At 68.0% G+C, this 24,536-nt stretch carries 30 protein-coding genes and 1 tRNA gene; 21 read left to right on the forward strand and 10 right to left on the reverse strand.

All coding sequences use genetic code 11. From position 1 onward, the window contains the following. The first annotated feature begins 74 nt into the window (after positions 1–74). The 3 genes from MFF01_RS06020 (at position 75) to MFF01_RS06030 (ending at position 2,140) form a co-directional block, all read left to right on the forward strand. On the forward strand, positions 75–1,166 hold the full coding sequence (locus tag MFF01_RS06020) for a flagellar basal body P-ring protein FlgI (protein WP_238223110.1): 1,092 nt from the start codon (positions 75–77) through the stop codon (positions 1,164–1,166). 61 nt (positions 1,167–1,227) lie between these two features. Then, the gene (locus MFF01_RS06025; protein WP_238222951.1) at positions 1,228–1,674 is read left to right on the forward strand and encodes a rod-binding protein; all 447 of its coding nucleotides are present in this window, start codon (positions 1,228–1,230) and stop codon (positions 1,672–1,674) included. Then, positions 1,658–2,140, forward strand: coding sequence for a hypothetical protein (locus MFF01_RS06030; protein ID WP_238222952.1), 483 nt, complete (start codon positions 1,658–1,660; stop codon positions 2,138–2,140). The genes MFF01_RS06025 and MFF01_RS06030 overlap by 17 nt, the downstream gene beginning before the upstream one ends. Positions 2,141–2,219: 79 nt before the next feature. Here the strand turns inward: MFF01_RS06030 and MFF01_RS06035 are convergent, their stop codons facing one another. Next, a complete protein-coding gene (locus tag MFF01_RS06035; protein ID WP_238222953.1) occupies positions 2,220–2,522 on the reverse strand; it encodes a porin in 303 nt (100 codons plus the stop codon). A gap of 130 nt (positions 2,523–2,652) precedes the next feature. Between MFF01_RS06035 and MFF01_RS06040 the strand changes: the two genes are divergently transcribed. The 11 genes from MFF01_RS06040 (at position 2,653) to MFF01_RS06090 (ending at position 13,304) form a co-directional block, all read left to right on the forward strand. Then, positions 2,653–3,123, forward strand: coding sequence for a BLUF domain-containing protein (locus MFF01_RS06040; RefSeq protein ID WP_238222954.1), 471 nt, complete (start codon positions 2,653–2,655; stop codon positions 3,121–3,123). 391 nt (positions 3,124–3,514) lie between these two features. After that, positions 3,515–3,652, forward strand: a complete 138-nt coding sequence (locus MFF01_RS06045; RefSeq protein ID WP_238222956.1) for a hypothetical protein — start codon at positions 3,515–3,517, stop codon at positions 3,650–3,652. Positions 3,653–3,662: 10 nt separating this feature from the next. Further along, positions 3,663–3,752 (forward strand): K(+)-transporting ATPase subunit F, encoded by a 90-nt coding sequence (locus MFF01_RS06050; protein ID WP_238222958.1) that lies wholly within the window; start codon positions 3,663–3,665, stop codon positions 3,750–3,752. A 22-nt stretch (positions 3,753–3,774) separates the two neighbouring features. Beyond that, positions 3,775–5,490 carry a potassium-transporting ATPase subunit KdpA gene (kdpA, locus tag MFF01_RS06055; protein ID WP_238222960.1) on the forward strand — a complete coding sequence of 572 codons (1,716 nt, stop codon included), beginning with the start codon at positions 3,775–3,777 and terminating at the stop codon, positions 5,488–5,490. A gap of 1 nt (position 5,491) precedes the next feature. Further along, positions 5,492–5,701: a hypothetical protein gene (locus tag MFF01_RS06060; protein ID WP_238222962.1), complete on the forward strand. Its 210-nt coding sequence runs from the start codon at positions 5,492–5,494 to the stop codon at positions 5,699–5,701. A 58-nt stretch (positions 5,702–5,759) separates the two neighbouring features. Continuing rightward, positions 5,760–7,847, forward strand: a complete 2,088-nt coding sequence (gene kdpB, locus MFF01_RS06065) for a potassium-transporting ATPase subunit KdpB (RefSeq protein ID WP_238222970.1) — start codon at positions 5,760–5,762, stop codon at positions 7,845–7,847. 29 nt (positions 7,848–7,876) lie between these two features. Next, complete coding sequence (locus MFF01_RS06070) at positions 7,877–8,482, forward strand: K(+)-transporting ATPase subunit C (protein WP_238222974.1); 606 nt, start codon at positions 7,877–7,879, stop codon at positions 8,480–8,482. Between the two features lie 18 nt (positions 8,483–8,500). Next, on the forward strand, positions 8,501–11,248 hold the full coding sequence (locus tag MFF01_RS06075; protein ID WP_238222976.1) for a DUF4118 domain-containing protein: 2,748 nt from the start codon (positions 8,501–8,503) through the stop codon (positions 11,246–11,248). Further along, on the forward strand, positions 11,245–11,940 hold the full coding sequence (locus tag MFF01_RS06080) for a response regulator transcription factor (RefSeq protein ID WP_238222977.1): 696 nt from the start codon (positions 11,245–11,247) through the stop codon (positions 11,938–11,940). Before MFF01_RS06075 ends, MFF01_RS06080 begins: the two co-directional genes overlap by 4 nt. A 244-nt stretch (positions 11,941–12,184) precedes the next feature. Further along, on the forward strand, positions 12,185–12,493 hold the full coding sequence (locus MFF01_RS06085; RefSeq protein WP_238222979.1) for a hypothetical protein: 309 nt from the start codon (positions 12,185–12,187) through the stop codon (positions 12,491–12,493). Further along, positions 12,480–13,304, forward strand: a complete 825-nt coding sequence (locus tag MFF01_RS06090; RefSeq protein WP_238222981.1) for an SGNH/GDSL hydrolase family protein — start codon at positions 12,480–12,482, stop codon at positions 13,302–13,304. Before MFF01_RS06085 ends, MFF01_RS06090 begins: the two co-directional genes overlap by 14 nt. A 42-nt stretch (positions 13,305–13,346) precedes the next feature. On the opposite strand, the gene MFF01_RS06095 is transcribed toward MFF01_RS06090, so the two are convergent. Beyond that, positions 13,347–14,966: a peptide chain release factor 3 gene (locus MFF01_RS06095; protein WP_238222983.1), complete on the reverse strand. Its 1,620-nt coding sequence runs from the start codon at positions 14,964–14,966 to the stop codon at positions 13,347–13,349. A gap of 119 nt (positions 14,967–15,085) precedes the next feature. Then, on the reverse strand, positions 15,086–15,838 hold the full coding sequence (locus tag MFF01_RS06100; RefSeq protein WP_238222984.1) for an SDR family oxidoreductase: 753 nt from the start codon (positions 15,836–15,838) through the stop codon (positions 15,086–15,088). A 180-nt stretch (positions 15,839–16,018) separates the two neighbouring features. Here MFF01_RS06100 and MFF01_RS06105 point away from each other — a divergent pair. Further along, positions 16,019–16,093 (forward strand) — tRNA-Gln (locus MFF01_RS06105). A gap of 195 nt (positions 16,094–16,288) precedes the next feature. Next, positions 16,289–17,419 carry an FAD-binding domain-containing protein gene (locus tag MFF01_RS06110; RefSeq protein WP_238222986.1) on the forward strand — a complete coding sequence of 377 codons (1,131 nt, stop codon included), beginning with the start codon at positions 16,289–16,291 and terminating at the stop codon, positions 17,417–17,419. A gap of 55 nt (positions 17,420–17,474) precedes the next feature. On the opposite strand, the gene MFF01_RS06115 is transcribed toward MFF01_RS06110, so the two are convergent. Together MFF01_RS06115 and MFF01_RS22225 are read right to left on the reverse strand one after the other, a co-directional pair. Then, a complete protein-coding gene (locus tag MFF01_RS06115; protein ID WP_238222988.1) occupies positions 17,475–18,254 on the reverse strand; it encodes a thermonuclease family protein in 780 nt (259 codons plus the stop codon). Continuing rightward, positions 18,185–18,367 carry a YdcA family protein gene (locus MFF01_RS22225; protein WP_494337861.1) on the reverse strand — a complete coding sequence of 61 codons (183 nt, stop codon included), beginning with the start codon at positions 18,365–18,367 and terminating at the stop codon, positions 18,185–18,187. Before MFF01_RS22225 ends, MFF01_RS06115 begins: the two co-directional genes overlap by 70 nt. A 143-nt stretch (positions 18,368–18,510) precedes the next feature. Between MFF01_RS22225 and MFF01_RS06120 the strand changes: the two genes are divergently transcribed. Next, positions 18,511–18,738, forward strand: coding sequence for a hypothetical protein (locus tag MFF01_RS06120; RefSeq protein ID WP_238222991.1), 228 nt, complete (start codon positions 18,511–18,513; stop codon positions 18,736–18,738). Between the two features lie 129 nt (positions 18,739–18,867). On the opposite strand, the gene MFF01_RS06125 is transcribed toward MFF01_RS06120, so the two are convergent. From MFF01_RS06125 to MFF01_RS06135, 3 genes are all read right to left on the reverse strand, one after another. Further along, entirely contained in the window at positions 18,868–19,467 is a 600-nt protein-coding gene (locus MFF01_RS06125; RefSeq protein WP_238222992.1) for a cysteine hydrolase family protein, read from the reverse strand. A 198-nt stretch (positions 19,468–19,665) separates the two neighbouring features. Next, a complete protein-coding gene (locus MFF01_RS06130) occupies positions 19,666–20,958 on the reverse strand; it encodes a Y-family DNA polymerase (RefSeq protein WP_238222993.1) in 1,293 nt (430 codons plus the stop codon). Continuing rightward, positions 20,955–21,410, reverse strand: a complete 456-nt coding sequence (locus MFF01_RS06135; RefSeq protein WP_238222994.1) for a LexA family protein — start codon at positions 21,408–21,410, stop codon at positions 20,955–20,957. Before MFF01_RS06135 ends, MFF01_RS06130 begins: the two co-directional genes overlap by 4 nt. 129 nt (positions 21,411–21,539) lie before the next feature. On the opposite strand from MFF01_RS06135, the gene MFF01_RS06140 reads away from it, so the two are divergent. The 4 genes from MFF01_RS06140 (at position 21,540) to MFF01_RS06155 (ending at position 23,073) form a co-directional block, all read left to right on the forward strand. Continuing rightward, the gene (locus MFF01_RS06140) at positions 21,540–21,794 is read left to right on the forward strand and encodes a hypothetical protein (protein WP_238222995.1); all 255 of its coding nucleotides are present in this window, start codon (positions 21,540–21,542) and stop codon (positions 21,792–21,794) included. A gap of 189 nt (positions 21,795–21,983) precedes the next feature. Next, complete coding sequence (locus MFF01_RS06145; protein ID WP_238222996.1) at positions 21,984–22,274, forward strand: hypothetical protein; 291 nt, start codon at positions 21,984–21,986, stop codon at positions 22,272–22,274. 248 nt (positions 22,275–22,522) lie between these two features. Continuing rightward, complete coding sequence (locus MFF01_RS06150; protein ID WP_238222997.1) at positions 22,523–22,897, forward strand: hypothetical protein; 375 nt, start codon at positions 22,523–22,525, stop codon at positions 22,895–22,897. Further along, positions 22,897–23,073 carry a hypothetical protein gene (locus tag MFF01_RS06155; RefSeq protein WP_238222998.1) on the forward strand — a complete coding sequence of 59 codons (177 nt, stop codon included), beginning with the start codon at positions 22,897–22,899 and terminating at the stop codon, positions 23,071–23,073. The genes MFF01_RS06150 and MFF01_RS06155 overlap by 1 nt, the downstream gene beginning before the upstream one ends. Positions 23,074–23,549: 476 nt before the next feature. Here the strand turns inward: MFF01_RS06155 and MFF01_RS06160 are convergent, their stop codons facing one another. Together MFF01_RS06160 and MFF01_RS06165 are read right to left on the reverse strand one after the other, a co-directional pair. Continuing rightward, positions 23,550–23,846 (reverse strand): helix-turn-helix domain-containing protein, encoded by a 297-nt coding sequence (locus MFF01_RS06160; protein ID WP_238222999.1) that lies wholly within the window; start codon positions 23,844–23,846, stop codon positions 23,550–23,552. A 30-nt stretch (positions 23,847–23,876) separates the two neighbouring features. Beyond that, entirely contained in the window at positions 23,877–24,278 is a 402-nt protein-coding gene (locus MFF01_RS06165; protein ID WP_238223001.1) for a type II toxin-antitoxin system RelE/ParE family toxin, read from the reverse strand. Between the last annotated feature and the right edge of the window lie 258 nt (positions 24,279–24,536).

Here is a 24,536-nt window from a genome sequence, read left to right on the forward strand (position 1 = left end):
CCATGCGAATCCAGACGTCACGCCAGACCGCTCGGTCCTCCCGCCGCTCCCCCTGGAGCCTCGCCCGGCGCCTCATGGCCCTGGCCTGCCTATTCCTGTTGGCCACCCCGCACGGGGCCTCCGCCATGTCACGCGTCAAGGACATGGCGAGCATCGAGGGCGTGCGCCAGAACCAGCTCGTCGGCTACGGCATCGTGGTCGGCCTCAACGGCACCGGCGACACCCTCAACAACATCCCGTTCACCAAGCAGTCGCTCCAGGCCATGCTGGAGCGCCTCGGCGTCAACACCCGCGGCGCCATCATGCGCACCCAGAACCTCGCCGCCGTGATGGTGACGGCGAACCTGCCGGCCTTCGCCACGCAGGGCAACCGCATGGACATCACGGTGTCGTCGCTGGGCGACGCCAAGTCGCTCCAGGGCGGCACCCTGCTGGTGACGCCGCTGCTTGGCGCCGACGGCGAGGTCTATGCCCTGGCGCAGGGCTCCGTCGCCATCGCGGGCTTCTCGGCCGAGGGCGATGCCGCCAAGATCACCCGCGGCGTGCCCACCAACGGGCGCGTGCCCAACGGCGCGATGATCGAGCGCGAGATGGCGTTCAAGATGAACGACATGCGCTCCCTGCGCCTGTCCCTGCGCAACCCCGACTTCACCACCTCGAAGCGGATCGCCGCCGCCATCAACGACTTCATGGGATCCGACACCGCCGAGCCCACGGACCCCGCCACCGTCACCCTGCAGATCCCGCCGAAGTACAACGGCAACATGATCCGCCTCGTGACCGAGATCGAACAGCTCAAGGTCGAGCCCGACCAGACGGCGCGGGTGGTGGTCGACGAGCGTTCCGGCATCATCGTCATGGGCCGCGACGTGCGGGTCTCCACCGTCGCCATCGCGCAGGGCAACCTCACGGTCACCATCACCGAGACGCCGCAGGTGAGCCAGCCCGCGCCCTTCTCCAACGGCCAGACCACGGTGGTTCCGCGCACGGGTGTGAAGGTCGACACCGGTGACGGCAACAAGCTCGCCCTCGTCAAGGAAGGCGTGACCCTGCGCGAACTCGTCGACGGCCTCAATGCCCTCGGTGTCGGCCCCCGCGACCTCATCTCGATCCTCCAGGCGATCAAGGCCGCCGGTGCCCTGCAGGCCGACATCGACGTGATGTGACGAACGTCGCCTCGTTCCCTGACTCCTCCCCCGCCTCCCCTTCCAGTCCAAGAGGTTGACCATGTTGCTCGCTCCCCTCGCCCTGAACGCCGCCATGGGCGTCGGCAAAGCCATCCTGGGCGATATCGCCAAGACGGTCTCGGGCGTTTCCAAGCCTGCCGACGAGGCCTCCAAGTCCGCTGATGGGGCCTCCAAGACCACGGCCGCCGCCCTCAAGGGCACCTCCGCCAAGTCGGCGACGGCGCTCACTCCGGCGGAGGCCAAGGCGCGCAAGGCCGCGACGGAGTTCGAGAGCATGTTCCTCGAGCAGACCCTCGACCGGCTGACCCAGTCGGACGGGACCGAGGGGCCGCTCGGCGACAACGGCACGGGCGGCGGCGTCTACCGTTCGATGCTGACCAAGGAATATGCCGGTCAGATCGTGAAGAGCGGCGGCGTCGGCATCAGCGACCAAGTGTATCGGGAGATGATGAAGATGCAGGAGGCCAGCAATGTCAGCGCCAACTGAATCGCTGCGGATCGTCGATCAGGCCGGAGCCGGCGCCCTCGTCGGCCAGGTGATGGAGACCCTCCGGGCCCTCGAGAGCGTGCTCGCCCGGGAGAGCGACCACATCCGCGTCGGGCGCCTCGATCAGGGGCTGGCCGAGACCGGCGACAAGACCGGCTTGTCGGCGGCCTATCTCCAAGGGCTCGAGACGATCAAGGCCAACGCCACCGCCCTCATGCGGTTCGCCCCGGAGGGCATCGCGGCCCTGAAGGAAGCCCACCAGCGCTTCACGGAGGCGGTGACGTCAAACCAGGCGGTTCTGGCCACGGCCCATTCGGTCTCGGAAGGGCTGGTGAAGGCCCTGTCGCAGGAGATGAGTCGCGCCCACTCGGCGACGGTCTACGGTCGCCCGTCGCGCAATCCCTCGCCCTATATCCGGCCCGGGATGGAGAGCAGCCTGCCCCTCGTGCTGTCGCGCAACCTCTAGACCATCGTCTTGTTTCGAAAGCCGCAGGGCGACCGTCCGGGACGATGCGTCAGCCACAACCGGGTGGGCGGAGCCCGGTTCAGCGCTGCCCCGTGCCCATGCGCACGAAGGCGCGGACCGGGCCGGCCTCCGTCGCGGTGCGCGTGTCGATGGACAGGTGGCCGATGGCCGAGGGTGTCCCGAGGGGCGCGGACGATCCGCGCCGCGTCGCCGCCACCTCGCCGGCGACGCGCCCCGACACGCGCAGGCAGGTGTCGCTGCCCGGCACCGCGATGAAGCCGGCGCCCCGGGACGGGCACGGCCGCAGCGTCCCGGCGGGTGCCGCAACCCGCTCGCGGCCAGCGGCCGGAACCACGCCGAGGCCCAATGCGAGGGCGATCACGGCCCCCCTCCCCCGACTATCCCGCATCGATTCCTCTCCTTGCGCTCCGCGACGTCGCTCTCGCCTGTCTTTACGCTCCGTTATGTCCCTGTCGTCTAGGTTTAGCGAGCCGGCAGTACGAGTTTATGCGATGCGCCCCACCCCGCGGACGAGCCTACTCCATCTCATCTACTTCTCGCGCCTGAATCTCTCGGCCGACCCTTCCGCGCGCAGCCAGCAGATGGATGATCTCGCTCGTCAGTGTCAGAAGAAGAACGAGTTCCACGTCATCACGAGCTTCCTCTTCGTCGATCAGAACTTTGCCGTTCAGGTGATCGAGGGCGAGCGGAACGCCCTGATCGAAACCTTCAACCGGATCAACGTGGATCCCCGCCACCGCGACGTGAAGATCGTGGAGTGGCGCGAGATCGCCAAGCGGGATTTCGGGCAATCCTTCGCCCTGAGCGTGCGCGGCCCGGTCAACGACGCGTTGTACGCCAAGGCCAACCTCCTGCCGACTTTCCAACGCGGCACTCCGAAGGCCGCCGGCATCCTGTCCCTCGCCCAGCAGTTGCAGGCCGAATCCCTGTCGAGACAGGGCGGCGATCCCATGCTGGTTTGACGTCCTGAGACGCCCCTGCCCTTCGACCTCGAACCGGATGTGAACGGTCTCGTATCGTGATCCGAAGGCGCGCCACCGCGCGAGGCGTCCAGCCTGTCCTGGGCGACGGTCCAATGCCCATGTTGCGTTGGGCGGGGACCGGTGCGCTCGAAATCCCTTTCTTTTTTGCCGCAGGTGCCGATCGCCGGCACGCCTCTTCGTGGGCCCCGCCACCAAGCCTCGCGCCGTGTGGCGCGCCTGCGCATCACCGTGATTCCACCGAGGCCCTGACGTCACCGTAGGCCGCCGCCGGGTCGCCCCGTCCGCTGATCCAGGGATCCAAGGATCCTCATGCGATCCTTATGGGATCGCCCCCGTCGCTCTCTCGAATCCTCACGCGGTTCGCGGCCACATGGCTGGACGAGCGCGACCGATCACGGTCCGCCGAACGCGGGACCCACGCACCATGCTCGACCTCGCCTTCACCCTCGGGGGGCTCGCCGTCTTCGGCCTGACCGCCGCCTACGCCGCCCTGTGCGAGCGCCTGTGAGGCCACCGACATGACCCTCGATCTCGCGCTCGGCGCCCTCGTGACTCTCGGGCTCCTCACCTACCTCGCCTACGCCCTCGTCCGCCCCGAGCGGTTCTGACGGCCCCTGCAGGAACACTTCCATGACCCTCAACGGCTGGAGCCAGATCGCGCTGTTCTGCGCGGTCGTGCTCGCCCTCGCCCGTCCCCTCGGCGGCTATATGACCCGCGTGTTCGCGGGCGAGCGGACGATCCTCTCTCCCCTCCTCGCCCCCGTCGAGGGCGGGCTCTACCGCGCCGCCGGCATCGACGCCCGGCACGAACAGCCGTGGCTCGCCTATGCCCTCGCCATGCTGGCCTTCCACGTCCTCGGCTTCCTCGCCCTGTACGGCCTCCTGCGGGTCCAGGCGCTGCTGCCGTTCAATCCGGACGGGCAGGCCGCCGTCGCGCCGGACCTCGCGTTCAACACTGCCGCGAGCTTTCTCACCAACACCAACTGGCAGTCCTACGGCGGCGAGACGACGATGTCGTACCTCACGCAGATGCTGGGGCTGACGGTGCAGAACTTCCTCTCGGCCGCCACCGGCATCGCGCTGGCCATGGCCCTCGTGCGCGGCTTCGCCCGGGCCTCGGCGAAGACCGTCGGGTCGTTCTGGGTCGATCTCACCCGCGCCACCCTCTACGTGCTGCTGCCGCTCTGCGTCGTCTACGCCCTGTTCCTCGTCTGGCAGGGCGTTCCCCAGACGCTCTCCGGCGCCGTCGCGGCGACCACCCTCGAGGGGCAGGCCCAGACCATCGCCGTCGGCCCGGTGGCGAGCCAGGTCGCCATCAAGATGCTCGGCACCAACGGGGGCGGGTTCTTCAACGCCAACGCGGCCCACCCGTTCGAGAACCCGACGGCGCTGGCGAACTTCATCCAGATGGTCTCGATCTTCGCCATCGGCGCGGCGATGACCAATGTCTTCGGCCGCATGGTCGGCGACGAGCGCCAGGGCTGGGCGATCCTCGCCGCCATGGGCGTGCTGTTCCTCGCCGGCGCCACCATCGTGTACGGGGCCGAAGCTGCGGGCAGCCCGGTCCTCGATGGCCTCGGCCTCGGCGGCGGCAACATGGAAGGCAAGGAGGTCCGCTTCGGCATCGTCGCCTCCGCCCTGTTCGCCGCCGTCACCACCGCCGCCTCCTGCGGCGCCGTCAACGCCATGCACGACAGCTTCACGGCACTCGGCGGCATGATCCCGCTCATCAACATGGAGCTCGGCGAGATCATCGTCGGCGGCGTCGGGGCCGGCCTCTACGGCATGCTCGTCTTCGTCATCGTGGCGATCTTCGTCGCCGGGCTCATGGTCGGGCGCACACCGGAATACCTCGGCAAGAAGATCGAGGCCCGCGAGGTGAAGATGGCGATGCTCGCCATCCTGTGCCTGCCCCTGCTGATGCTCGGTTTCACGGCGCTGGCCACCGTGGTGGCGGCCGGCCTCGCGGGACCGGCCAATGCCGGCCCCCACGGTTTCACCGAGATCCTCTACGCCTTCACCTCGGCGGCGGCGAACAACGGCTCGGCCTTCGGCGGTCTCACGGCGAACACGGCGTTCTACAACACCACGCTCGGCCTCGGGATGCTGTTCGGGCGGTTCTTCGTCATCGTTCCGGCGCTGGCCATCGCGGGTTCGCTCGCGGCGAAGAAGACCGTCCCGGTCTCGGCCGGGACCCTGCCGACACACGGCGCCCTGTTCGTTGGGCTCCTCGTCGGCGTGATCCTCATCGTCGGCGGCCTGACGTTCCTACCCGCCCTGGCGCTCGGCCCCATCGTCGAGCACCTCGCCGGGGGCCTCGGCCAGACCTTCGCGACGGGTGGCTGAGATGGCCCGCACTCTCCCGCGCGCGCCGGGCTTCCGGCGCCCCGTCACCCACCGCGCCCGGTCACGTCCGCCGGTGAGGCTGTCCGGGGGGCGGCCCGCCGGCGATCTCCGGGGCTCGGACATCGTCCTCGTCCTCCTCGGCCTGACCCTGCTCGGCGGCCTCTGCCTCGTGGCCGGGCTCGCCCTCCTCGGCCGCTGCCTCACCGCCTGATCCGCCGGCGCGATCCCGCGTCGCCGCCGCCCCGCTTTCCTGATCCGGACACACGCCCATGGCCCGCCAGCCTTCCACACGCCCGTTCAGTGCCGCCCTCCTCGGGCCGGCGCTCCTGGGAGCCGTCACCAAGCTCGACCCCCGCAGCATGATCCGCAATCCCGTGATGTTCGTGGTCGAGGTGGTGGCCGTCCTCACCACGGTCCTGTTCGCCCGCGACGTCCTCGCGGGGGGCACCGACCTCGCCTTTTCCGGCCAGATCGTCCTGTGGCTCTGGTTCACCGTTCTGTTTGCCAACTTCGCCGAGGCCGTCGCCGAGGGGCGGGGCAAGGCCCAGGCCGACAGCCTGCGCCGCACCCGCACCGAGACCACGGCCCGGCGCCTGGCCGGCGCCGCGGAAGAGGTCGTGCCGGGCCATGACCTGAAGGTCGGGGACGTGGTGCGGGTCGCGGCCGGTGAGATCATCCCGTCCGACGGCGAGGTGATCCGGGGCGTCGCCTCCGTCAACGAGGCCGCCATCACCGGGGAGTCCGCCCCCGTGATCCGTGAATCCGGCGGCGACCGTTCGGCCGTCACCGGCGGCACGCAGGTGCTGTCCGACGAGATCGACGTGCGGATCACGGCCGCCGCCGGTTCCACCTTCGTCGACCGGATGATCGCCCTCGTCGAGGGCGCCGCGCGCCGCAAGACCCCGAACGAGATCGCCCTCAACATCCTGCTCGCCGGCCTGACACTCATCTTCGTCTTCGCCGTCGCCTCGATCCCGAGCTTCGCCGCCTATGCCGGCGGTGCGATCCCGGTCATCGTCCTCGTCGCCCTGTTCGTGACCCTCATCCCCACCACCATCGGCGCCCTGCTCTCGGCCATCGGCATCGCCGGCATGGACCGGCTGGTGCGGTTCAACGTGCTCGCCATGTCGGGCCGCGCCGTCGAGGCAGCGGGCGACGTCGACACCCTCCTCCTCGACAAGACCGGCACCATTACCCTCGGCAACCGCCAGGCCACGGAGTTCCGGCCCGTGCGCGGCGTCTCGGAGCGGGATCTGGCCGACGCGGCTCAGTTGGCGTCGCTGGCCGACGAGACGCCCGAGGGCCGTTCCATCGTGGTGCTGGCGAAGGAGGCGTACGGCCTGCGCGCCCGCGACATGGCGAGCCTGAACGCCACCTTCGTGCCGTTCACCGCCCAGACCCGGATGAGCGGCGTCGACCTCGACGGGTCATCCATCCGCAAGGGTGCGGTGGACTCCATCATCGCCTCGGTGAGCCCCCAGCCAATGGCGACGCGGGGCTCCGGCGCCGCCTTCGCGTACAGCCCCGGCATGGCCGGCGAGACCGTGCGCGAGATCCAGGCCATCGCCGAGGACGTCGCCAAGGCGGGCGGCACCCCCCTGGCGGTCGTCCGCGACGGGCAACTCCTCGGGATCGTCTACCTGAAGGACATCGTGAAGGGCGGCATCCGCGAGCGGTTCGCGGAGTTGCGCCGGATGGGCATCCGCACGGTGATGATCACCGGCGACAACCCGATGACGGCGGCGGCCATCGCGGCCGAGGCCGGCGTCGACGACTTCCTCGCCCAGGCCACTCCGGAGGACAAGCTGGCCCTGATCCGCAAGGAGCAGGCGCAGGGCAAGCTCGTCGCCATGTGCGGCGACGGCACCAACGACGCCCCGGCCCTCGCCCAGGCCGATGTCGGCGTCGCCATGAACACCGGCACGGTGGCGGCGCGCGAGGCCGGCAACATGGTCGACCTCGACTCCGACCCGACGAAGCTCATCGAGATCGTCGAGATCGGCAAGCAGCTCCTCATGACCCGTGGGGCGCTGACCACCTTCTCCATCGCCAACGACGTGGCGAAGTACTTCGCCATCATCCCGGCGATGTTCCTCGGCCTCTATCCACAGCTCCAGGCCCTCAACGTCATGCGACTGGCCTCGCCCCAGAGCGCCATCCTCTCGGCCATCGTCTTCAACGCCCTCGTGATCGTCGCCCTGATCCCCCTGGCCCTCCGGGGGGTGTCCTACCGGCCCGTGGGCGCCGGCGCGCTGCTGCGGCGCAACCTCGCGATCTACGGGTTCGGCGGCCTCCTCGTGCCGTTCGTCGGCATCAAGGCCATCGACCTCGCCGTCACCGCCCTGCACCTCGTCTGATCCGTCCGCCCCGGTCTCAGGAGCCTCCCATGCCGAATCCCCTTCGCCCCGCCCTCGTCCTCCTCGTCGCCCTGACGCTGATCACGGGCCTTGCCTATCCCCTCGCGCTCACCGGTCTGGCGGGGGTGATCTTTCCGGCCAAGGCCGCCGGGAGCCTGATCGAGCGCGACGGCCGGATCGTCGGCTCGAGCCTCATCGGGCAGTCCTTCACGGCGGACGCGTACTTCCACGGTCGCCCCTCGGCGACGACCGCCGCCGACCCGGCGGACGCGACGAAGACCGTGGCGTCGCCCTACAACGCCGCCAACTCGTCGGGCTCCAACCTCGGCCCGACGAGCGCCGCCCTGGCCGAGCGGGTGGCGGCCGACCTCGCCGCGCGCCGGGCCGAGAATCCCGGCGAGCCGGTGCCCGTCGACCTCGTCACGGCGAGCGGTTCGGGCCTCGATCCCGATCTCTCGCCTGAGGCCGCCCTGTTCCAGGTGCCCCGGGTCGCGAAGGCGCGTAATCTGTCGGAGGACCGGGTCCGCCGTCTCGTCGACGACGGGGTCCGGGGCCGGCTGCTGGGCGTTCTCGGCGAGCCCCGCGTCAACGTCCTCGCCCTCAACCTCGCCCTCGACGAGATCGACCGAAGGTAACCGCGCCGGATGCGTTTCATGCCCGTGTCGAGCCTGCCCGCCGAACCGTACCGCCCCTCCCCCGAGGCGCTGCTGGCGGCTGCGAAACGCGCGGACGGCCGGCGCGGGCGCCTCAAGATCTTTCTCGGGGCCGCCCCCGGCGTCGGCAAGACCTGCGAGATGCTGACCGTCGGCCACGCGCGGCTGAGGGCCGGGACGGATGTGGTCATCGGCGTCGTCGAGACCCATGGCCGCCCCGAGACCGAGGTCCTGGTCGAGGGCCTCCCCGCCGTTCCCCTCTCCGCCGTGCCGTATCACGGGGCGATGCTGCGCGAGATGGACCTCGACGCCGTCCTCGCCCGCCGGCCGGCCCTCGCCCTCGTGGACGAACTCGCCCACACCAACGCCCCCGGTGCCCGCCACCCGAAGCGCTATCAGGACGTGGAGGAACTCCTCGACGCCGGGATCGACGTCCACACCACGCTCAACATCCAGCACGTGGAGAGCCTGAACGACGTGGTGGCTCAGATCACCCGCGTGCGGGTGCGCGAGACGGTGCCGGACGGCATCCTCGACCGGGCCGACGACATCGCGGTGGTCGATCTCCACCCCGACGATCTGATCCAGCGCCTGAAGGACGGCAAGGTCTACGGGCCGGGCCATGCCGAGCGGGCCCTGCGGCACTACTTTTCGCGGGGCAATCTCACGGCCTTGCGCGAACTGGCGCTCCGGCGCACGGCCGACCGGGTCGACGACGAACTCCTGAGCCACATGCGGGCCAACGCCATCGCGGGGCCGTGGGGCGCCGGGGAGCGGGTCCTCGTCTGCATCGACGAGGACCCGCGCTGCGCCGGCCTCGTGCGCCACGCCAAGCGCCTCGCCGACCGCCTGCACGCGCCCTGGACCGCCCTCACGGTGGAGGGCGCCCGCAGCCTGTCCCTCGACGAAGCGGCGCGCGACCGCATCGCCGACACCCTGCGCCTCGCCGACCGCCTCGGCGGCGATGCCGTGACCCTGCCGGGCGGCCGACGCATCGCCGACGACGTCCTCGCCTACGCGCGGGCGGCCAACGTCAACCACATCATCCTCGGCAAGGCCGACCGGCCGGCGTGGTTCGAACTCCTGAACGGCTCGGTGGTGCACGACCTCATCCGGCGCTCGGGGTCCATCAGCATCCACGTCATCGCCGGGGACGCGGCCGAGGCGGACCGCGTGCCGCGAAAGACCGTGGCGACGGCCCCGGTGGCATCCCCCTTCGAGGCCCTGCCCTACGCCCTCGGCGTCCTGGCGACGGCGGCGGGCCTCGGCCTCGCCGTGCTGCTGGAGCCGGTCCTCGGCGTCGAGAGCGCCGACCTCATCCTGCTCACCGCCATCGTGGCGGTGGCGGTGCGCTTCGGCCTCGGCCCCTCGCTCCTCGCCGTGGTGACGGCGTCGCTCGCCTACAACTTCTTCTTCCTGCCGCCGGTCTACACCTTCACCATCGCGGACCCGACCAACATCGCCGCCTTCGTGCTGTTCACCGGGGTGGCGGTGGTGGTCTCGAACCTCGCCTCCCGGTCGCGCCGGGAGGCCGTGGTCTCGCAGGCGCGCGCCCGGGCGACGGAACGGCTCTACGGCTTCAGCCGCACGCTCGCCGCCTGCGCCACCCTCGACGACGTGCTCTGGGCGACCTCGGCGCAGATGGCCGCCCTGCTCAAGGCCCGCGTGGTGGTGCTGCTGCCCGAGGACGACGCCAGGGCACCCGTCTCCGTCCGGGCCGGCTTCCCGCCCGAGGACCGCCTCGACGCCGCCGACCTCGGCGCGGCGCAATGGGCCTTCGACAACGCCCGGCCGGCGGGCCGGGGCGCCGACACCCTGCCGGGCGCCCGGCGGCTGTTCCTGCCCCTGCGCACGGGGCGCGGCCGCGTCGGCGTCGTCGGCCTCGACACCGACGAAGCGGGGCCGATCCTCACCCCGGAAGCCCGGCGCCTGTTCGACGCCCTCGCCGACATGGCGGCCCTCGCCCTCGAGCGGGTGCGCCTCGTGGAGGACCTCGACCGGGCCGAACGCGCCGCCGAGACCGGCCGCCTGCGCCAGGCGCTCCTCACCTCCATCTCCCACGACCTGCGCACGCCGCTGGCATCGGTGCTGGGCGCGGCCACCACCCTGCGCGACCTCGATGCGGCCCTGCCGCGCGAGGCGAAGGCGGACCTCCTCGCCACGATCATCGCCGAATCCGAGCGGCTCAACCGCTTCATCGCGAACCTCCTCGACATGACGCGCCTCGAAGCCGGGGCGGTCGCGGCGAACCTCACGGCCCAGGATGTTGCCGAGATCGTCGACACGGCCCTGCGCCGGATGGACAGGATCCTCGCCCACCACCGCGTCGTCCTCGACCTGCCGGCGAGCCTGCCGGCCCTGCGCCTCGACCCGGTGCTGTTCGAGCAGGTGCTGGTCAACCTCCTCGACAACGCCGCGAAATACGCCCCCGAGGAGTCCACGCTCACCGTGGCGGGCGAAGCGGACGGGGCGCATGTCCGCCTGCGGATCTCCGACGAGGGCGAGGGCCTGCCGCCCGCCGATGTCGAGCGGGTGTTCGACAAGTTCTACCGCGTGCCCAAGGGCGACAGTGTCCGGGCGGGGACGGGCCTCGGCCTTGCCATCGCCCGCGGCTTCGTCGAGGCCATGGGCGGCACCCTCACGGCCGCCAACCGCGCCGACCGTTTGGGCGCCGTCTTCACCCTCGTCCTGCCGGTGCCGCCGGAGGGGCGCCGTCCGGACAGGGCCACGAGAGCAGCCGCATCATGAGCACCCGCATCCTCGTCGTCGACGACGAGCCGCCGATCCGGAAGCTCCTGCGCATGGGGCTCGCCACCCAGGACCACCATGTCGTCGAGGCCCCCGACGCCCGCACCGCCCTCGACCTCCTGGGCGGGACGCCCGTGAACCTCGTCCTCCTCGATCTCGGCCTGCCGGACATGCGCGGCCACGATCTCCTCGCCCGCATCCGGGCGAGCCATCCCGATCTGCCCGTCGTCGTCCTGTCGAGCCGCGACGACGAGCCGGGCAAGGTCGAGGCCCTCGATCTCGGCGCCGACGACTACGTCACGAAGCCCTTCGGCATGGGCGAACTCCTCGCCCGCATCCGTGCGGCCCTGCGCCACCGCCTCGCCGTCCAGGGCGAGCGGGCGGTGTTCGAGGTCGACGGCCTGCGGGTCGATCTCGTCCGCCGCCTCGTCCGGGTGCGCGGCGAGGAGGTGAAGCTCACGCCCCGCGAGTACGATTTCCTGCGCGTCCTGGTGCAGCACGCGGGCAAGCCCCTCACCCACGCCCAGCTCATGAAGGCGGTCTCGACCTCGTCCGATCCGCAATACCTGCGGGTCTACATGCGCCAGCTCCGCCAGAAGCTTGAACAGGACCCGGAGCGGCCCCGCATCCTCCTCACCGAAACGGGGGTCGGCTACCGCTTGCGCGCCCCGGAGGACAGCCTCCCGGCGTGAGCCGGTGCGACCTCGCCCGCCCTCCTCGACGGGGCGAACGCCACGACCCGCCTGTCGGCTCGCGCGGGTCGCCGGTCGGCGGAGACCTCACGAACGGGACTGGCTCTCGCGCCGCCGGCGATCCGGCGGTGAGGCAGCCGCATGCGCGAACGCCCGAGGGGGCGAGCCGAATCATCTTGCCAAATGAGAGGCGGCGTGGTTCTAGCGTGGGAATAAGTCCCACATAGATCGTCACGGATGCGCGATGTCCTCGCTCCAGGAACCTCTTCAGCCCACCCGCTCACGGGGGCGTTTCGTCCGCGGTTCGGCGGCGCCCGTGCTGCCGGTCAGGGCAACGCGGCGGGTCCGCAAGACGCGCGGGGCCGACCTCGGCCTGTGTGAAATCCTGTTCCTCGTCCTGACCGGCCTATGGATCCTGGCGATCCTCTTCACCGATGACGGGATCGCGGACGCGTGGCGGGATACCGATTGGAGCGGACCTGCATCGTCCGAGACATTCCATGCCGCCCGTCGGGACGGTTTGTCCCAGGACATCTCCCATGGGAGACGGTGAGGCGGCGTTGTCCCGTCGCAAGGGATGCCGCGTCCCGCACGGGCAACGGACGCTCGCCCCGCCGTCGGTTGCGCCCGATGCACCCGCCGCACCCTCGCGCTTCGGACGACGCCTCCTGTCGCGTCTCCCCTGCCTGCTCGTGGGTGCCATCCTGCTGGTCGGCGCGACGGGATTCGTCGCTTTCGACGTCGCCTCGGTCCTGCAAAGTCGCACGGTGCGTGGCTACGGCGCGGGGCGGGCCCATGTCGTCGCCTACATCTCGGGCAATCTCGCCGACGGCTACATTCTGCTGGCCGGCGATTCCCATGTCGAACTGGCGCGACCCGAGCCCGTGTCCTGCGGTCGCCGGATCCTCAATGCCGGCGTCTCGGGTGCGAAGGCCAGCGATTACAGCGCGTTCCTCGACATGCTGACGCTCAGGAGCCGCCCGGCCGTGGCGGTGGTCACCCTCGGCACCAACCACCTCAAGCGCAAGGTCACGCTCACGCGCCGCGAGGTCGCGGATCGCTACGAGGCGGAGCTCACGGGTGTCGTCGAACGCCTGTCCCGTCTCGCCGACCGGGTCGTCGTCGCGGCCGTTCCGCCCGCCAGCACGTCCCTCGACCGGTATCTCGACCGTGCGGGAATCGCCGCGTTGACGCGGCGTCAGGCCCGCGTCTGCGCGCGCCTCGGGTGTACGACGGTGGACCCGTATGCAAGCTATCGCGGCGCCGCGTTCGACATCGCCCGTCCGGGCGCGACGGAGGACGGCCTTCACCTCACCGACTACGCTGCGGCCTACAGGGCGATCGATCGGCTTCTGTGTTCGTGACGATCCGTGCCGGAACCGCTCGGCCCGGCTTCGGGGACCGCGTCAGGCGGCCCGCTTCTGATAGTCCTTGATGTCGGAGAAGCGCACTTCGGGGGCCCGCTCCTCCTCGTAGCGGAGCGAGAAGGCGGTGGTGGCCATGAACACCGGAGCCCCGTCGAGATCGCTCGCCAGGGCCGAGCCGTGGCTGCCGATGAATTTGTCGAGGTCGGTCTCCTTGTCGGCCGTGATCCAGCGGCAGATGGAGAATCGGGTCGGCTCGTAGTCGATGGGCAGGCCGTATTCCGCCTGGAGGCGCTCCTTCAGCACGTCGAGCTGCAAGGCCCCGACCACGCCCACGATGGCCTGGGAGCCGTCATGCGGGCGGAACACCTGCACGACGCCCTCCTCGCCCATCTGCTGCAGGGCCTCGCGCAGCTTCTTCGCCTTCATGGCGTCGGTCAGCTTGATCCGGCGCAGGATCTCGGGTGCGAAACTCGGCACGCCGCGAAACACGATCTCCTCGCCCTCCGTGAGGGTGTCGCCGATGCGCAGGGTCCCGTGGTTGGGGATGCCGACGACATCGCCCGCGAAGGCCTCGTCCGCGATGGCGCGGTCCTGGGCGAAGAAGAATTGCGGCGCCGAAAGCGACATCGGCTTGCCCGTGCGCACGAGCTTGGCCTTCATGCCCCGGTTGAGCCGGCCCGAGCACACCCGCATGAAGGCGATGCGGTCGCGGTGGTTGGGGTCCATGTTCGCCTGGATCTTGAACACGAAGCCGGTCATCTTCGGCTCGGTGGGCTCCACGAGGCGCTTGTCGGCGTCCTGGCCGCGCGGCGGCGGCGCGAACCGCGCCAGCCCGTCGATGAGGTCGCGCACCCCGAAGTTGCGTAAGGCGCTGCCGAAGAACACCGGCGTGAGATGCCCCTCGCGAAACGCCTGCAGGTCGAAGCGCTTGAGGCCGGTCTCGGCGAGTTCCGCCTCCTCGCGCCAGGTGGCGGCCTCGCCGTTCTCCGTCAGCAGGGTGTCGAACAAGGGATCGTCGATCCCCGTCACCGGCACGGTGCCGGCATCGTCCGCCGCATCGAGGCGGCGGACCCGGCCGTTGCCGAGGTCGTAGGTGCCGGCGAAGTTCCGGCCCCGGCCGATGGGCCAGGTCACGGGCGCCACATCCAGCGCCAGGACCTTCTCGATCTCGTCCAAGAGTTCGAACGGGTCGCGGGCCTCGCGGTCGAGCTTGTTCACGAAGGTGACGATGGGAATGTCGCGCAGGCGGCAGACCTCGAACAGCTTTCGCGTGCGCGCCTCGATGCCTTTGGCCGCATCGATCACCATCACGGCCGAATCGACGGCGGTGAGCGTGCGGTAGGTGTCCTCCGAGAAGTCCTCGTGGCCGGGAGTGTCGAGGAGGTTAAAGACGCAGTCGCCGTACTCGAACGTCATCACCGAGGTGACGACGGAGATGCCGCGCTCCTTCTCGATGCCCATCCAGTCCGAACGGGTCGAGACGCGGTTGCGCTTGGCCTTGACCTCGCCGGCGAGCTGGATGGCGCCGCCGAACAAGAGTAGCTTCTCCGTCAGCGTGGTCTTGCCGGCATCCGGGTGCGAGATGATCGCGAAGGTGCGGCGCCGGGCGACGGGGTCGCTTTTCGCGTCGGTGGGTTTGGTGTCTGTCTGCATCAGCATGGCGGGCAACGGCGTTCCGGTGTCCGCGAGGAAAGGCGGACGGCCTTGCCGGGAGCGGCGGGCCAGGGTGAGGCTGTGTAGGCGTTTCCGCCCCTGAGCGCAAAGCCGCCAGGGCGGCCTCAGCCCCGGCCGATATACGGCATCTTCGTCGCCATCACGGTCATGAACTGGACGTTGGCCGAGAGCGGCAGCCCCGCCATGTAGACCACGGCCTGCGCCACGTGGGCGGCATCCATCACCGGCTCCAGCCGGATGCTGCCATCGGCCTGCCGGGCGCCGTGGCCGAAGCCTTCCGTCATCTCCGTCGCGGCGTTGCCGACGTCGATCTGGCCGCAGGCGATGTCGTGGGCCCGGCCGTCCAGGGAGGTGGCGCGGGTGAGCCCGGTCATGGCGTGCTTCGTCGCGGTGTACGGCGCGGAGTTCGGCCGCGGCACCTGGGCCGCGATGGAGCCGTTGTTGATGATGCGCCCGCCCCGGGGGGCCTGCGCCTTCATCAGCCGGAACGCGCCCTGCGTGCACAGGAACGCGCCCGTGAGGTTCACGTCGACGCTTGTGCGCCAATCGGCGAGGCTGACCTCGTCGACGGGGACCCCGGGGGTGAACACGCCGGCGTTGTTGAACAGGACGTCGAGGCGACCATAGCTGTCCCGAGTCCGGTCGAACAGGTGCGCCACGGCCTCCGGATCGGCGACATCGGTCACGACGGCAAGGGCCTCCCCACCCCTGCCCCGCACGGCCTCGGCCACACCCTCGAGCCGGTCCAGCCGGCGCCCCGCCAGCACCACGGCGTAGCCCGCCTCCGCCAACCCGAGGGCCACCGCCCGGCCGATCCCCGACCCGGCCCCGGTCACCATCGCGATCCGATCCGCCATTCGCCTGCTCCCCGCACTCCACGCCGCTGATAAAGCCGCCGCCCCCCTGTTGCCAGCATCGGCTGCTGCGTCTAGACACCAGCCGGCCTGAGAGTGCCTCACCAAACTCCCGATCGCTGCTGGATCCCGTTCTGGAGATAGCGGCGCCGCGGGAGTTTCGCGGGAGACACTCAGCAGCGATGGGGCGTCGCCAAGTGGTAAGGCAGCGGTTTTTGGTACCGCCATTCCCAGGTTCGAATCCTGGCGCCCCAGCCAAATTTCCCTAGGGAAATCAGCACTTAGCCCTGCAGACAAATCGGACAAATTAGAACAGACGGTGTTTTCGGCCGCACAAAGGCCCGCACACTCTGTTCACGCCTCGTCCCGCCTGCCTGCTGGTAGGACGGCCGCCACCGCGTCGGTGGATTGAGTCGCATCGGCCTTACGCCCTGGCGACCCTAGGTCAGGCACATGGACCGCAGCTTCCCCCTGACCCGCGCCGCCGGCCTCGACAGCCTCTCCGATTTCCTCGCAGGCGCGGGCGCGGCCTATGCCGCCAACCGCAACACCGACCGGGGGCCGGAAGCCGAGGCGACCACCTCGGGCCTCTCGCCTTATCTCCGCCGGCGCCTGATCACGGAGGCCGAGGTGGTCGCCACCGCCGACCGGGCCTTCGGTGATGGCGGGGCGGAGAAGTTCGTCTCGGAGGTGTTCTGGCGAACCTACTTCAAGGGCCACCTGGAGACCCATCCCGCCGCCTGGGCGGATTATCGCACGCTGGCCGCGGCGGGCCATGACCGCCTCGCCGCCGAACCCGGCCTGCGGCGGACCTATGCAACGGCGGTCGAAGGACGGACAGGCATCGACGGCTTCGACGACTGGGCTCGCGAACTCGTCGCCACGGGCTGGCTCCACAATCACGCCAGGATGTGGTTCGCCTCCATCTGGATCTTCACCCTGCGCCTCCCCTGGGCGCTCGGGGCCGACTTCTTCCTGCGTCATCTCCTCGACGGCGACCCGGCGAGCAACACCCTGTCCTGGCGCTGGGTCGCGGGCCTGCACACGCGCGGCAAGCACTACGTCGCACGCGCCGAGAACATCCGGCGCTATACGGACGGACGCTTCGATCCCGTAGGGCTCGACGAATATCCGGACGCCCTGGACGAGGCGATGCCGCCGCGCGAGGTGCCGCTGCCACGGGGCGACGCCGCCCCGAGGGGCGAGATCGCGTTGCTCCTCCACCTCGACGATCTTCACCCGGAAAGTCTGCCGTTGGGGGATGCGAAGGTGGTTCGGCTCGGCGGCCTGATCGCCCATGCGGACGGCGCGTCCAGGCGCGTCAGGTCGGCGGACATGGCCGCCATGGCTGACGCCCTGGCCCGCGCCGAGGCGCATTTTGGGTGTCCGGCCGGCGATGTTGGAACCGACTGGAGCGGGGGGCTTCCCGTGGTGACGGCTTGGGCACCCGTCGGGCCATCGGCAGCTGCGCTGCCCCAGGGTAGCCTGCGGGTGCGACGGGCGTGGGACGAGGCCGCTTGGCCGAGGGCGACACGCGGGTACTCCCGCCTGCGCTCTGTGATCCCGAGCCTGCTCGGCGCCTGATCCCAGTAAAACCAGGGCTGTCACCCGGCGATCACGTGGCCCTCGGGAGAGGCCTTCACCCTCTCGGAGCCCGCCACCCAGCCGCCTTCGCTTCGTCCTCGGAGCAGAACATGCGTTCGCCTGAGCCGACGTCGATCACGGTCTTGTCGTAGTCTCGAGATCCGGGCACGTGATAGATCTGATCGCCCTTTCGGTTGATGTTGCCCTTGATCTGGCAGCCCGCCGCTGAAGCCGCCGGGGCCTTCGTCGTTGGAGAGGCAGGCGCCGGCGTGATGGCGGCGGCCCCAGGTGCATCGCCTTCCCGCTTGCCCTTGCGCCAATCCCACGGTGGCGTGAACGGGCCAGCCCAGATTCCCCGCTTCGCAGCCTTTGCCTCGTCTTCCAGCGAGACATAGGCCTTGGAGTATTGGCGGTAGGCCATGCCCCAGCCCTGGGCGACGAGCCAGCCGTTCAGATCTTCGGCGCCGAGATGGCAGATCGCGACCGAGCGACCATATCGATCCTTGTCCACGACATCGCACGCGACGTTTCCCGAGCCGATCTTGTCCGCGAGCGCGAAGGCCGCCTTACGCCCACAAGGGTAGTCCCTGCCAGCAGCGTCACCGCACATCTGCGAGCTCTCCGGTGTATCGACACCCTGAAGGCGGAATCGCTGCCCGCGAATGTCGAGCGTGTCACCGTCGATGACTGATGCTCGGCCCGTAACCGTTTCCGCCTCCGCCGCCGTGCACAGCAGCAGAATGGCGACTGCTCCGAATGCGGCCCTCAACGGGAACACTTTTTCTTCGAAGCGCTGATGCTGCCATCTTGGCAAAGGAACTTGCCGTTCTGGCATGCCTTGATCCCGCCCTTGCCCTGCGAGCACGGCGTGTTGCGAGCATCGGCCGTGCCGAGGGCTATGAGCAGAGCGCCGATCCCGATCAGAGCCAGCGTCAGTGCACGAATCATTGAGCATCCTCCCCTTTTGCGGGGAGGATGGCTTGTTCGTCCTAAGGTTGTCGAGCAGTTTGTTTGCGATCTTGGATGGTGAATGTGGATGGAGGATCGAGGCTTTGGCGATGGTCCTGCCACGATGGCTTCGTGACCGCCTCATGCCGACACGGTTCCGCTGGGAGGTCGCGGGCAAGGCCACCGATCTTCTCTCCGTCCACGGCGGCCTAGCCTACCGCGTCGCCCGCGAGCAGGCCCGAATGGAAAGGGCCGGCGGCCACTCCACCGAGTGCCGCTTCTGGAGCCGCGTCGCGGTCGAGATCGCCCGGCGCGAGGGACGGGCCGATCAGATCGGCGTGAAGGGTGGGGATCGGTGGCCAGATCCCTGATCTCGGGTCAAAATCCAATCTGCTTGACCATGCAGAGAGCCACCAGAAGAGAAGGAATCGTCGGCTCGGATGATGCCATGCCGACGCAATTCTGGAATCAGGCCACTGCGTTCGTATGCAGCTCGAACCTCAATCAAGGATGTCGGTCTGTTTGCCTACGACCACGGCGAAAAGGTCGTTGAGCGCGGCTAGGCTCGCCGCTTGAAGCTGCGCGGCTGGGACAATCGAACCGTCCAGCGCAGGCAGATCGCGAGTCGCCGTAGAAGAGGCAACTACGGTCGGCCGGAACCCAAGGCTGAAGGCGCCGCGCGCCGTGGAGTTGATGCACATGTGCGTCATGAAGCCTGCCAGGACGATGTCCTTCACCCCCGTCGCCTCCAACTGCGCCTGGAGGTCGGTTCCGACGAACGCATTCGGGTAGGCCTTCGTGATCACTGGCTCGCTGCCCTGAGGGGCCACCTCACTGCTGATCTGACCGATCGGTGCCGTGACGTCGTAGGGTGAGCCCGGTCCGGCATCGTGCCGGATGTGGATAATTGGGATGCCCGCATCCCGCGCCCGCACGAGCAGGTCGGCAGCTTCCTGAAGGGCGGGCTCGACACCTTCGAGTCGCATCACACCCTGGCGATAGGTCTCCTGCAGGTCGATCATCACGAGGGCCGAGCCCTTGAAGGATGGAGGCTGCGTGTCGAGACCGGACAGGCCGCGCAGGGTCGAAAGATCTGACATCGTGTTTTTCCTCCCGCACCGCTCGAATTTCGCGGTGTCATACGAGCGTGGTGCGGACCCTAGCACTTATAGACCGCAAGACACCTTGGCGGAAAGTTGGAGTGCCATCACCTCGGCACACTTCAACTCCCGTTCCCGTGTCGATCCATCTGGGGCGTGGAGATGGTGAACAGGCTACCCGTCGACGAGAGCCACTTCTCAAGCGTGCGCCGTCGGCAGCTCGGTCACCTGCGTCGTGTATCGGGGCGAGCGCATCTCGAACTTCGTCGACCACGTCCGCTTCTCGGTGAGCCCTGCGCGCGCCGGTACCACCGATCCCCGGCCGAACCGGCTGTTGCACGCGTCCATCGCCGCCATGAGCGGGCCGCTTCGCTCTCGGTTGAGCCCACCAATGAGGGCCCTCGGGCTGTAATTGAGGGGCATCAGGTCCGTAGTGATGACCCCAGCCTTGCTGTACCGCCACGGCCGGTCCCCCGGCGCCTCGCGCCAGGTCCGGGCAACGCCGAGCTGCGCCGCCTGGATCAGCACAAGCGAATCGTTTGTCGCCTCGGGCAGCGTCACCGTGGTGGAGACCGAACGCATCGGGTCACCGCGGTCGTGGGTCGAGGTATGGTAGAAGACCGTGAGCTGGTCGGTGCCGAGCCCCTCGCGCCGGAGCTTCTCGCCCAGGCGCGTCGCATGCGCTGCCACGGCCTGCTCCAGCGTGCCGCGGTCCTCCACCCGCCGGGAGAACGAACGGGTGACGGCGCAGCCCTTGCGCTGGGCCGGCACCAGCTCGAGGGGCAGGCACGAGAGCCCACGCAGTTCGTGGATGATGCGCTCGCCCACCACCGTCATGGCCTTGCGCACCGGCCGGGGATCGAGGTCGCGCAGGTCCGCCACCGTGTCGACGCCCATGGCCTCGATCTTCGCCGCCGAGGCGCGCCCGATGCCCCAGACCTCGGACGCCGTGATCCGGCAGAGCCAGTGGTCGTAGGCCACGGGGTCGGTCAGGTCGCACACCCCGTCCAAGGCCGGTTGGGTCTTGGCGATGTGGTTGGCGAGCTTGGCGAGCGTCTTCGTCGGGCCGATGCCGACGCAGGTCGGGATGCCGGTCCAGGCCCGCACCGTGGCGCGCAGATCGCGGGCCAGCTCGATGCGCAGATCCGGGTGGACGTCAGACAGGTCGAGAAATGATTCGTCGATGGAGTAGATCTCCACCCGTGGGGAGAAGTCCCGGTAGACGGCGTTCGCGCGCGAGCTCATGTCGCCGTAGAGGGTATAGTTCGAGGAAAACACCCGAACGCCGTCGCGCCGGCATTGCTCGCGGATCTTGAAGAACGGGTCACCCATCTTGATCCCGAGGGCCTTGGCCTCGGCGGTGCGGGCGATGGCGCAGCCATCGTTATTGCTCAGCACGATCACCGGCACGCGGGCGAGCTTCGGGTCGAACACCCGCTCGCACGAGCAATAGAAGCTGTTGCCGTCGATGAGGGCGATGGCTCGGCTCATCGGACCAGGCCGGCGCGGGCGATGTGCCAGCGGATCGAGAACCGCACCACGCCCCAGATCTCGCCTTCGGCCGCCTCCTGAACGGCGAAGGTCGGAAGATCCGGGTTCTCGAAAGCGAGGCGCGCGACGCTGCCCTCGATGCGCAGGCGCTTCACCGACATCTCGCCGTCGATCGCGGCCACCACCACACTGCCGTTTCCGGCTTTCAGGCTGCGATCGACCACTGCGAGATCGCGGTCGAAGATCCCGGCCGCCCGCATGGAATCGCCCGAGATGTTCCAGGCGAAGGTCGCGGGCGGGTTCGGAGCAAGCCACCGCGGCAGCTCCAGGGCGCCCTCGAGGAAGTCGTCGGCCGGCGACGGGAAGCCGGCGCAGAGCGCCTGCCCCATGATGGGGATGCGGACGAGGTTGTCGCCCTCCCGAACCAATTCCGAGACCCGAAAAAGGCCCACCGCGTGCTCCATTCGTGTTAGAACGAAAAGAGAACAAGCGCGCGTTCGGTTCCACGGTCAAGCTCGCAGATGCCGCTTGTTGATAACGGGGACGGCGCCCTTCGGCGCCTGTGCATGGAGTGTGGTTCGATGGCGATGAAATCGACGTTTCTGGTGCAGACGTTCGTGATCAAGCGGAAGCGGCTGGTGCCGGGCGATCGCGAGGTGTCGCCGACCGAAAGTGGTGCGCTGAAGAAGGCCGAGGCCATGGCCGGCCGGATGCCGGGCACGGCTGCGCTGAAGGTCGTTGCGGATGACGAGACGGGCGAGCTCGAGGCCGCGACGATCTTGGGGCAGTTCGGCGAGGTGCCGGAAGATTTTGCGGAAAGCCTGCAAGGTGGGTAGGTCGGCGCTTGGTGGAGTTCGCGCACCGCGCTGTGTGCCGAGTGGCCTACAACTCAATTGTTGGGGCGCTCCCAAGTTAAAAATTAGATAAATATAAGATTGATGGTGTGTGAATATCGGTGATATCTATTTGTGATGGCATGGAAATTGATAATTAGTTGTATGGCGCAAATTTTTTGGAGACGCGCCATGCAATTTGAAAAAGACGAGGCACCTGAAGTTGTGCCGCAGCAAATTTTTGTCGCCGGAATGGTCCGCATTGCGACCCCACTTGTTCCGCATTGGAAGAATGTATTGATGTCGCCTCTTAGCGATGCGGTAGATGAAATGATCCAGAAAGGAGACCTTCCGATCGCAATCGCCGACGCGTTCGATGATCTTGGACAATTTCTTGGGCGTCTTGCATCCGAGATCATAGCCGAGCGTCAGCGGCGCGGAATGCCGCTCCCCGACGGGCCAGACGATATCGCGGCAGGTTGAGGTAAACTGAAACGAAAAACCCGCCACGGCCGGAGCCGGGCGGGTTAAAGTGTTCCAAGTCCAGGAGAGGCTTGGATAGGGAGAAGCGATAGACTTTGCATAGGTCGTGCCAGCCTACCGCCTCACCACCCCGCCCGCGACAATCCCTATCGGGAGCGCTGGTAGGGAGCGCGGCACCTGTGACACCCGAGCCCTAGCCCCCTGCCCCGTGCGCGCCTATCCCGTCCGGCCACCACACGCCGGATCCCATGCCAGCCGCACCAGCCGTCATTCCCGCCGACCCGAAACTCTGGCGCCAGGGCTTCCTCGACCTTCGGCCGAGCGTAGTTCCGTGCCCAGGCTTCACTATGGCGACCTGGGGCACCACCCACGAGGTTTGCATCGACTTCCTCGACCGGAACGCGGAGGAGGCTGCAGCGCTGGGCTGGACGACGCTGCAGCTGTTTGGCGTTCACCCGCAGGTCGGGCTGATCCGCGTCGACTTCTGCGGTGGGGTCGTCATACCGGGCGACAAGCTGTCCGCGCTCACGGCCAACCGCATCGAGTTCGGCGATACGGCACATTACCGCGATACGCCGGGCCGGCCGACGGGCGCCGTGCCGATCTGGCTGTTCGGGCGGTGATGGGCGAGATCGACATCGTTGTGGGCCGCATGCTTCCGTTCGCGGCCGGGCTGGGCGTGGACGAGATCGCCCTGCGCCTCATCGTCTTGGTGGTCTGGACGGATAGCGTCGTGCGGACGGGCGAAGAAAAGGCCGCCGAGGTGCGGCGACGGTTGATGCGGGCGGCGGGGGTGTAGGACGCAAAAAGCCCGGCGCGCTGTGTGGCGGCCGGGCATGAGTTAAGCGAATCAGTAGCTATTTGGAAGGGCTGTCGAGTTGACTGACCCTTAGGTCTGCTCTGTGTAAGTTGATTATATTAATCGCCGAACTGAAAGTTAGCGCTGCTATGATGAACGCGCAGAATGCGTACCCAGCAGCGTCCTTTTTGGCGAAGTAAAAGCACGCGCACATAGATCCAACTATGATCGCAATGCACATAAGAAAGTAGATCATTTCCATTGACATGGTGCCATCTGGCCGTAGCGGCCCCTTCTTTTCGGTGAGGGGATGCTGCTTGACGAGCCCTCGCAATTGTCCGATCTTGGACGGGCGAAGCAAAGCGCGTCCCGCACAGCATCCTACCGGTGCGCGGGTCTACGGGAAGCCCAGGTTGCAGCCTGGGCTTTCTCGTATCGTCAGACTGGTTTGCCATACGCTTGCAAGGATGCAGGCGTCAGCCGATAGCTAGAGCCTTTTTAACTGCCTCTGGGTCTCTATCTATCAAGGTCAAAAGCACGCGCGCCGAAGTTTCGGGCACCCGCTTATCCTGTTCCCAGTTGCGCAAGGTTTCGAGCTTGAAGCCAAAACGCGCTGCGAACTGCTTTTGTGTCATTTGCATCTTGTTCCTGATAGAACGAACATCAACACTAGTCGGCGCCTGCCATTCATGAAAGGAGGCAGCCGCAGCATCACCTTGTTTCCAGGCAATTACGTCGTTTAGTCCGTCAATGATTTTCTGGCCGCTGCTCATGTTGGTTCTCCTGGGGTCTTGTTATTATTGTTAGGCGACGTCGTCTGGAGCAAGATCGCTGAGATAATCTTCAATTATTCCTTCAATCTTGCTCTCGATTTCGTCGAGTTGCTTCTTGCAGAGGTTGGCTCTCTCGTTCTTGGCATAGACTGCCAAGAGTAGGATCGGCATATTCAAATCCCGGAAGAAATAAATCACCCGAGCTCCGCCTCTTTTGCCAGATCCCTTTGCTTTCCAACGTGCCTTGCGCAGCCCTGAGGTTCCAGGGATCACTTTTCCATAGGCTGGATTCGCGCCTATGAAATTGGCAAATCCGGTTAATTCTTCTTGCGAGAATATTGCGGATGCTGCTCTCGTGAACGAGCGTGCCGCGAGTATCCGAATCGGGTGGGCCTCTGCTTTAAACAGGATGGCCTTGGCTGCTTGCGGCATCTGGAAATTCTCACGGTCGGACTGCACCAATCCCGACTTGAGCCAGGGCAATCGCCGGGATTAGTGATAGGTAGGCCAATGACCGACCCTCGTCAATGACTTAGTGGGCCAATGGCCTACTTTCCCGGGTGCGGGCTGGGAGAAGCCACCATCCCCAGGCTGATTTTGTGCAAGATGCTAGGCAAGCAAACGAAAAACCCGCTCGGATTGCTCCGGGCGGGTGAAGGTGGATTCCTCGGGGGGAATATGGTGGGTGAA

Origin of the sequence: Methylobacterium adhaesivum (assembly GCF_022179065.1) — a bacterium.
GTDB classification, from domain to species: Bacteria; Pseudomonadota; Alphaproteobacteria; order Rhizobiales; family Beijerinckiaceae; genus Methylobacterium; species Methylobacterium adhaesivum.

Bases quoted from the DNA above. Each gene is read 5' to 3' on its own strand.
- MFF01_RS06020 (WP_238223110.1), top strand. From the start codon at position 75: ATGGCCCTGGCCTGCCTATTCCTGTTGGCCACCCCGCACGGGGCCTCC.
- MFF01_RS06025 (WP_238222951.1), top strand. From the start codon at position 1,228: ATGTTGCTCGCTCCCCTCGCCCTGAACGCCGCCATGGGCGTCGGCAAA.
- MFF01_RS06030 (WP_238222952.1), top strand. From the start codon at position 1,658: ATGTCAGCGCCAACTGAATCGCTGCGGATCGTCGATCAGGCCGGAGCC.
- MFF01_RS06040 (WP_238222954.1), top strand. From the start codon at position 2,653: ATGCGCCCCACCCCGCGGACGAGCCTACTCCATCTCATCTACTTCTCG.
- MFF01_RS06045 (WP_238222956.1), top strand. From the start codon at position 3,515: ATGGCTGGACGAGCGCGACCGATCACGGTCCGCCGAACGCGGGACCCA.
- MFF01_RS06050 (WP_238222958.1), top strand. From the start codon at position 3,663: ATGACCCTCGATCTCGCGCTCGGCGCCCTCGTGACTCTCGGGCTCCTC.
- kdpA (WP_238222960.1), top strand. From the start codon at position 3,775: ATGACCCTCAACGGCTGGAGCCAGATCGCGCTGTTCTGCGCGGTCGTG.
- MFF01_RS06060 (WP_238222962.1), top strand. From the start codon at position 5,492: ATGGCCCGCACTCTCCCGCGCGCGCCGGGCTTCCGGCGCCCCGTCACC.
- kdpB (WP_238222970.1), top strand. From the start codon at position 5,760: ATGGCCCGCCAGCCTTCCACACGCCCGTTCAGTGCCGCCCTCCTCGGG.
- MFF01_RS06070 (WP_238222974.1), top strand. From the start codon at position 7,877: ATGCCGAATCCCCTTCGCCCCGCCCTCGTCCTCCTCGTCGCCCTGACG.
- MFF01_RS06075 (WP_238222976.1), top strand. From the start codon at position 8,501: ATGCCCGTGTCGAGCCTGCCCGCCGAACCGTACCGCCCCTCCCCCGAG.
- MFF01_RS06080 (WP_238222977.1), top strand. From the start codon at position 11,245: ATGAGCACCCGCATCCTCGTCGTCGACGACGAGCCGCCGATCCGGAAG.
- MFF01_RS06085 (WP_238222979.1), top strand. From the start codon at position 12,185: ATGTCCTCGCTCCAGGAACCTCTTCAGCCCACCCGCTCACGGGGGCGT.
- MFF01_RS06090 (WP_238222981.1), top strand. From the start codon at position 12,480: ATGGGAGACGGTGAGGCGGCGTTGTCCCGTCGCAAGGGATGCCGCGTC.
- MFF01_RS06095 (WP_238222983.1), bottom strand. From the start codon at position 14,966: ATGCTGATGCAGACAGACACCAAACCCACCGACGCGAAAAGCGACCCC.
- MFF01_RS06100 (WP_238222984.1), bottom strand. From the start codon at position 15,838: ATGGCGGATCGGATCGCGATGGTGACCGGGGCCGGGTCGGGGATCGGC.
- MFF01_RS06110 (WP_238222986.1), top strand. From the start codon at position 16,289: ATGGACCGCAGCTTCCCCCTGACCCGCGCCGCCGGCCTCGACAGCCTC.
- MFF01_RS06115 (WP_238222988.1), bottom strand. From the start codon at position 18,254: ATGCCAGAACGGCAAGTTCCTTTGCCAAGATGGCAGCATCAGCGCTTC.
- MFF01_RS22225 (WP_494337861.1), bottom strand. From the start codon at position 18,367: ATGATTCGTGCACTGACGCTGGCTCTGATCGGGATCGGCGCTCTGCTC.
- MFF01_RS06120 (WP_238222991.1), top strand. From the start codon at position 18,511: ATGCCGACACGGTTCCGCTGGGAGGTCGCGGGCAAGGCCACCGATCTT.
- MFF01_RS06125 (WP_238222992.1), bottom strand. From the start codon at position 19,467: ATGTCAGATCTTTCGACCCTGCGCGGCCTGTCCGGTCTCGACACGCAG.
- MFF01_RS06130 (WP_238222993.1), bottom strand. From the start codon at position 20,958: ATGAGCCGAGCCATCGCCCTCATCGACGGCAACAGCTTCTATTGCTCG.
- MFF01_RS06140 (WP_238222995.1), top strand. From the start codon at position 21,540: ATGGCGATGAAATCGACGTTTCTGGTGCAGACGTTCGTGATCAAGCGG.
- MFF01_RS06145 (WP_238222996.1), top strand. From the start codon at position 21,984: ATGCAATTTGAAAAAGACGAGGCACCTGAAGTTGTGCCGCAGCAAATT.
- MFF01_RS06150 (WP_238222997.1), top strand. From the start codon at position 22,523: ATGCCAGCCGCACCAGCCGTCATTCCCGCCGACCCGAAACTCTGGCGC.
- MFF01_RS06155 (WP_238222998.1), top strand. From the start codon at position 22,897: ATGGGCGAGATCGACATCGTTGTGGGCCGCATGCTTCCGTTCGCGGCC.
- MFF01_RS06160 (WP_238222999.1), bottom strand. From the start codon at position 23,846: ATGAGCAGCGGCCAGAAAATCATTGACGGACTAAACGACGTAATTGCC.
- MFF01_RS06165 (WP_238223001.1), bottom strand. From the start codon at position 24,278: ATGCCGCAAGCAGCCAAGGCCATCCTGTTTAAAGCAGAGGCCCACCCG.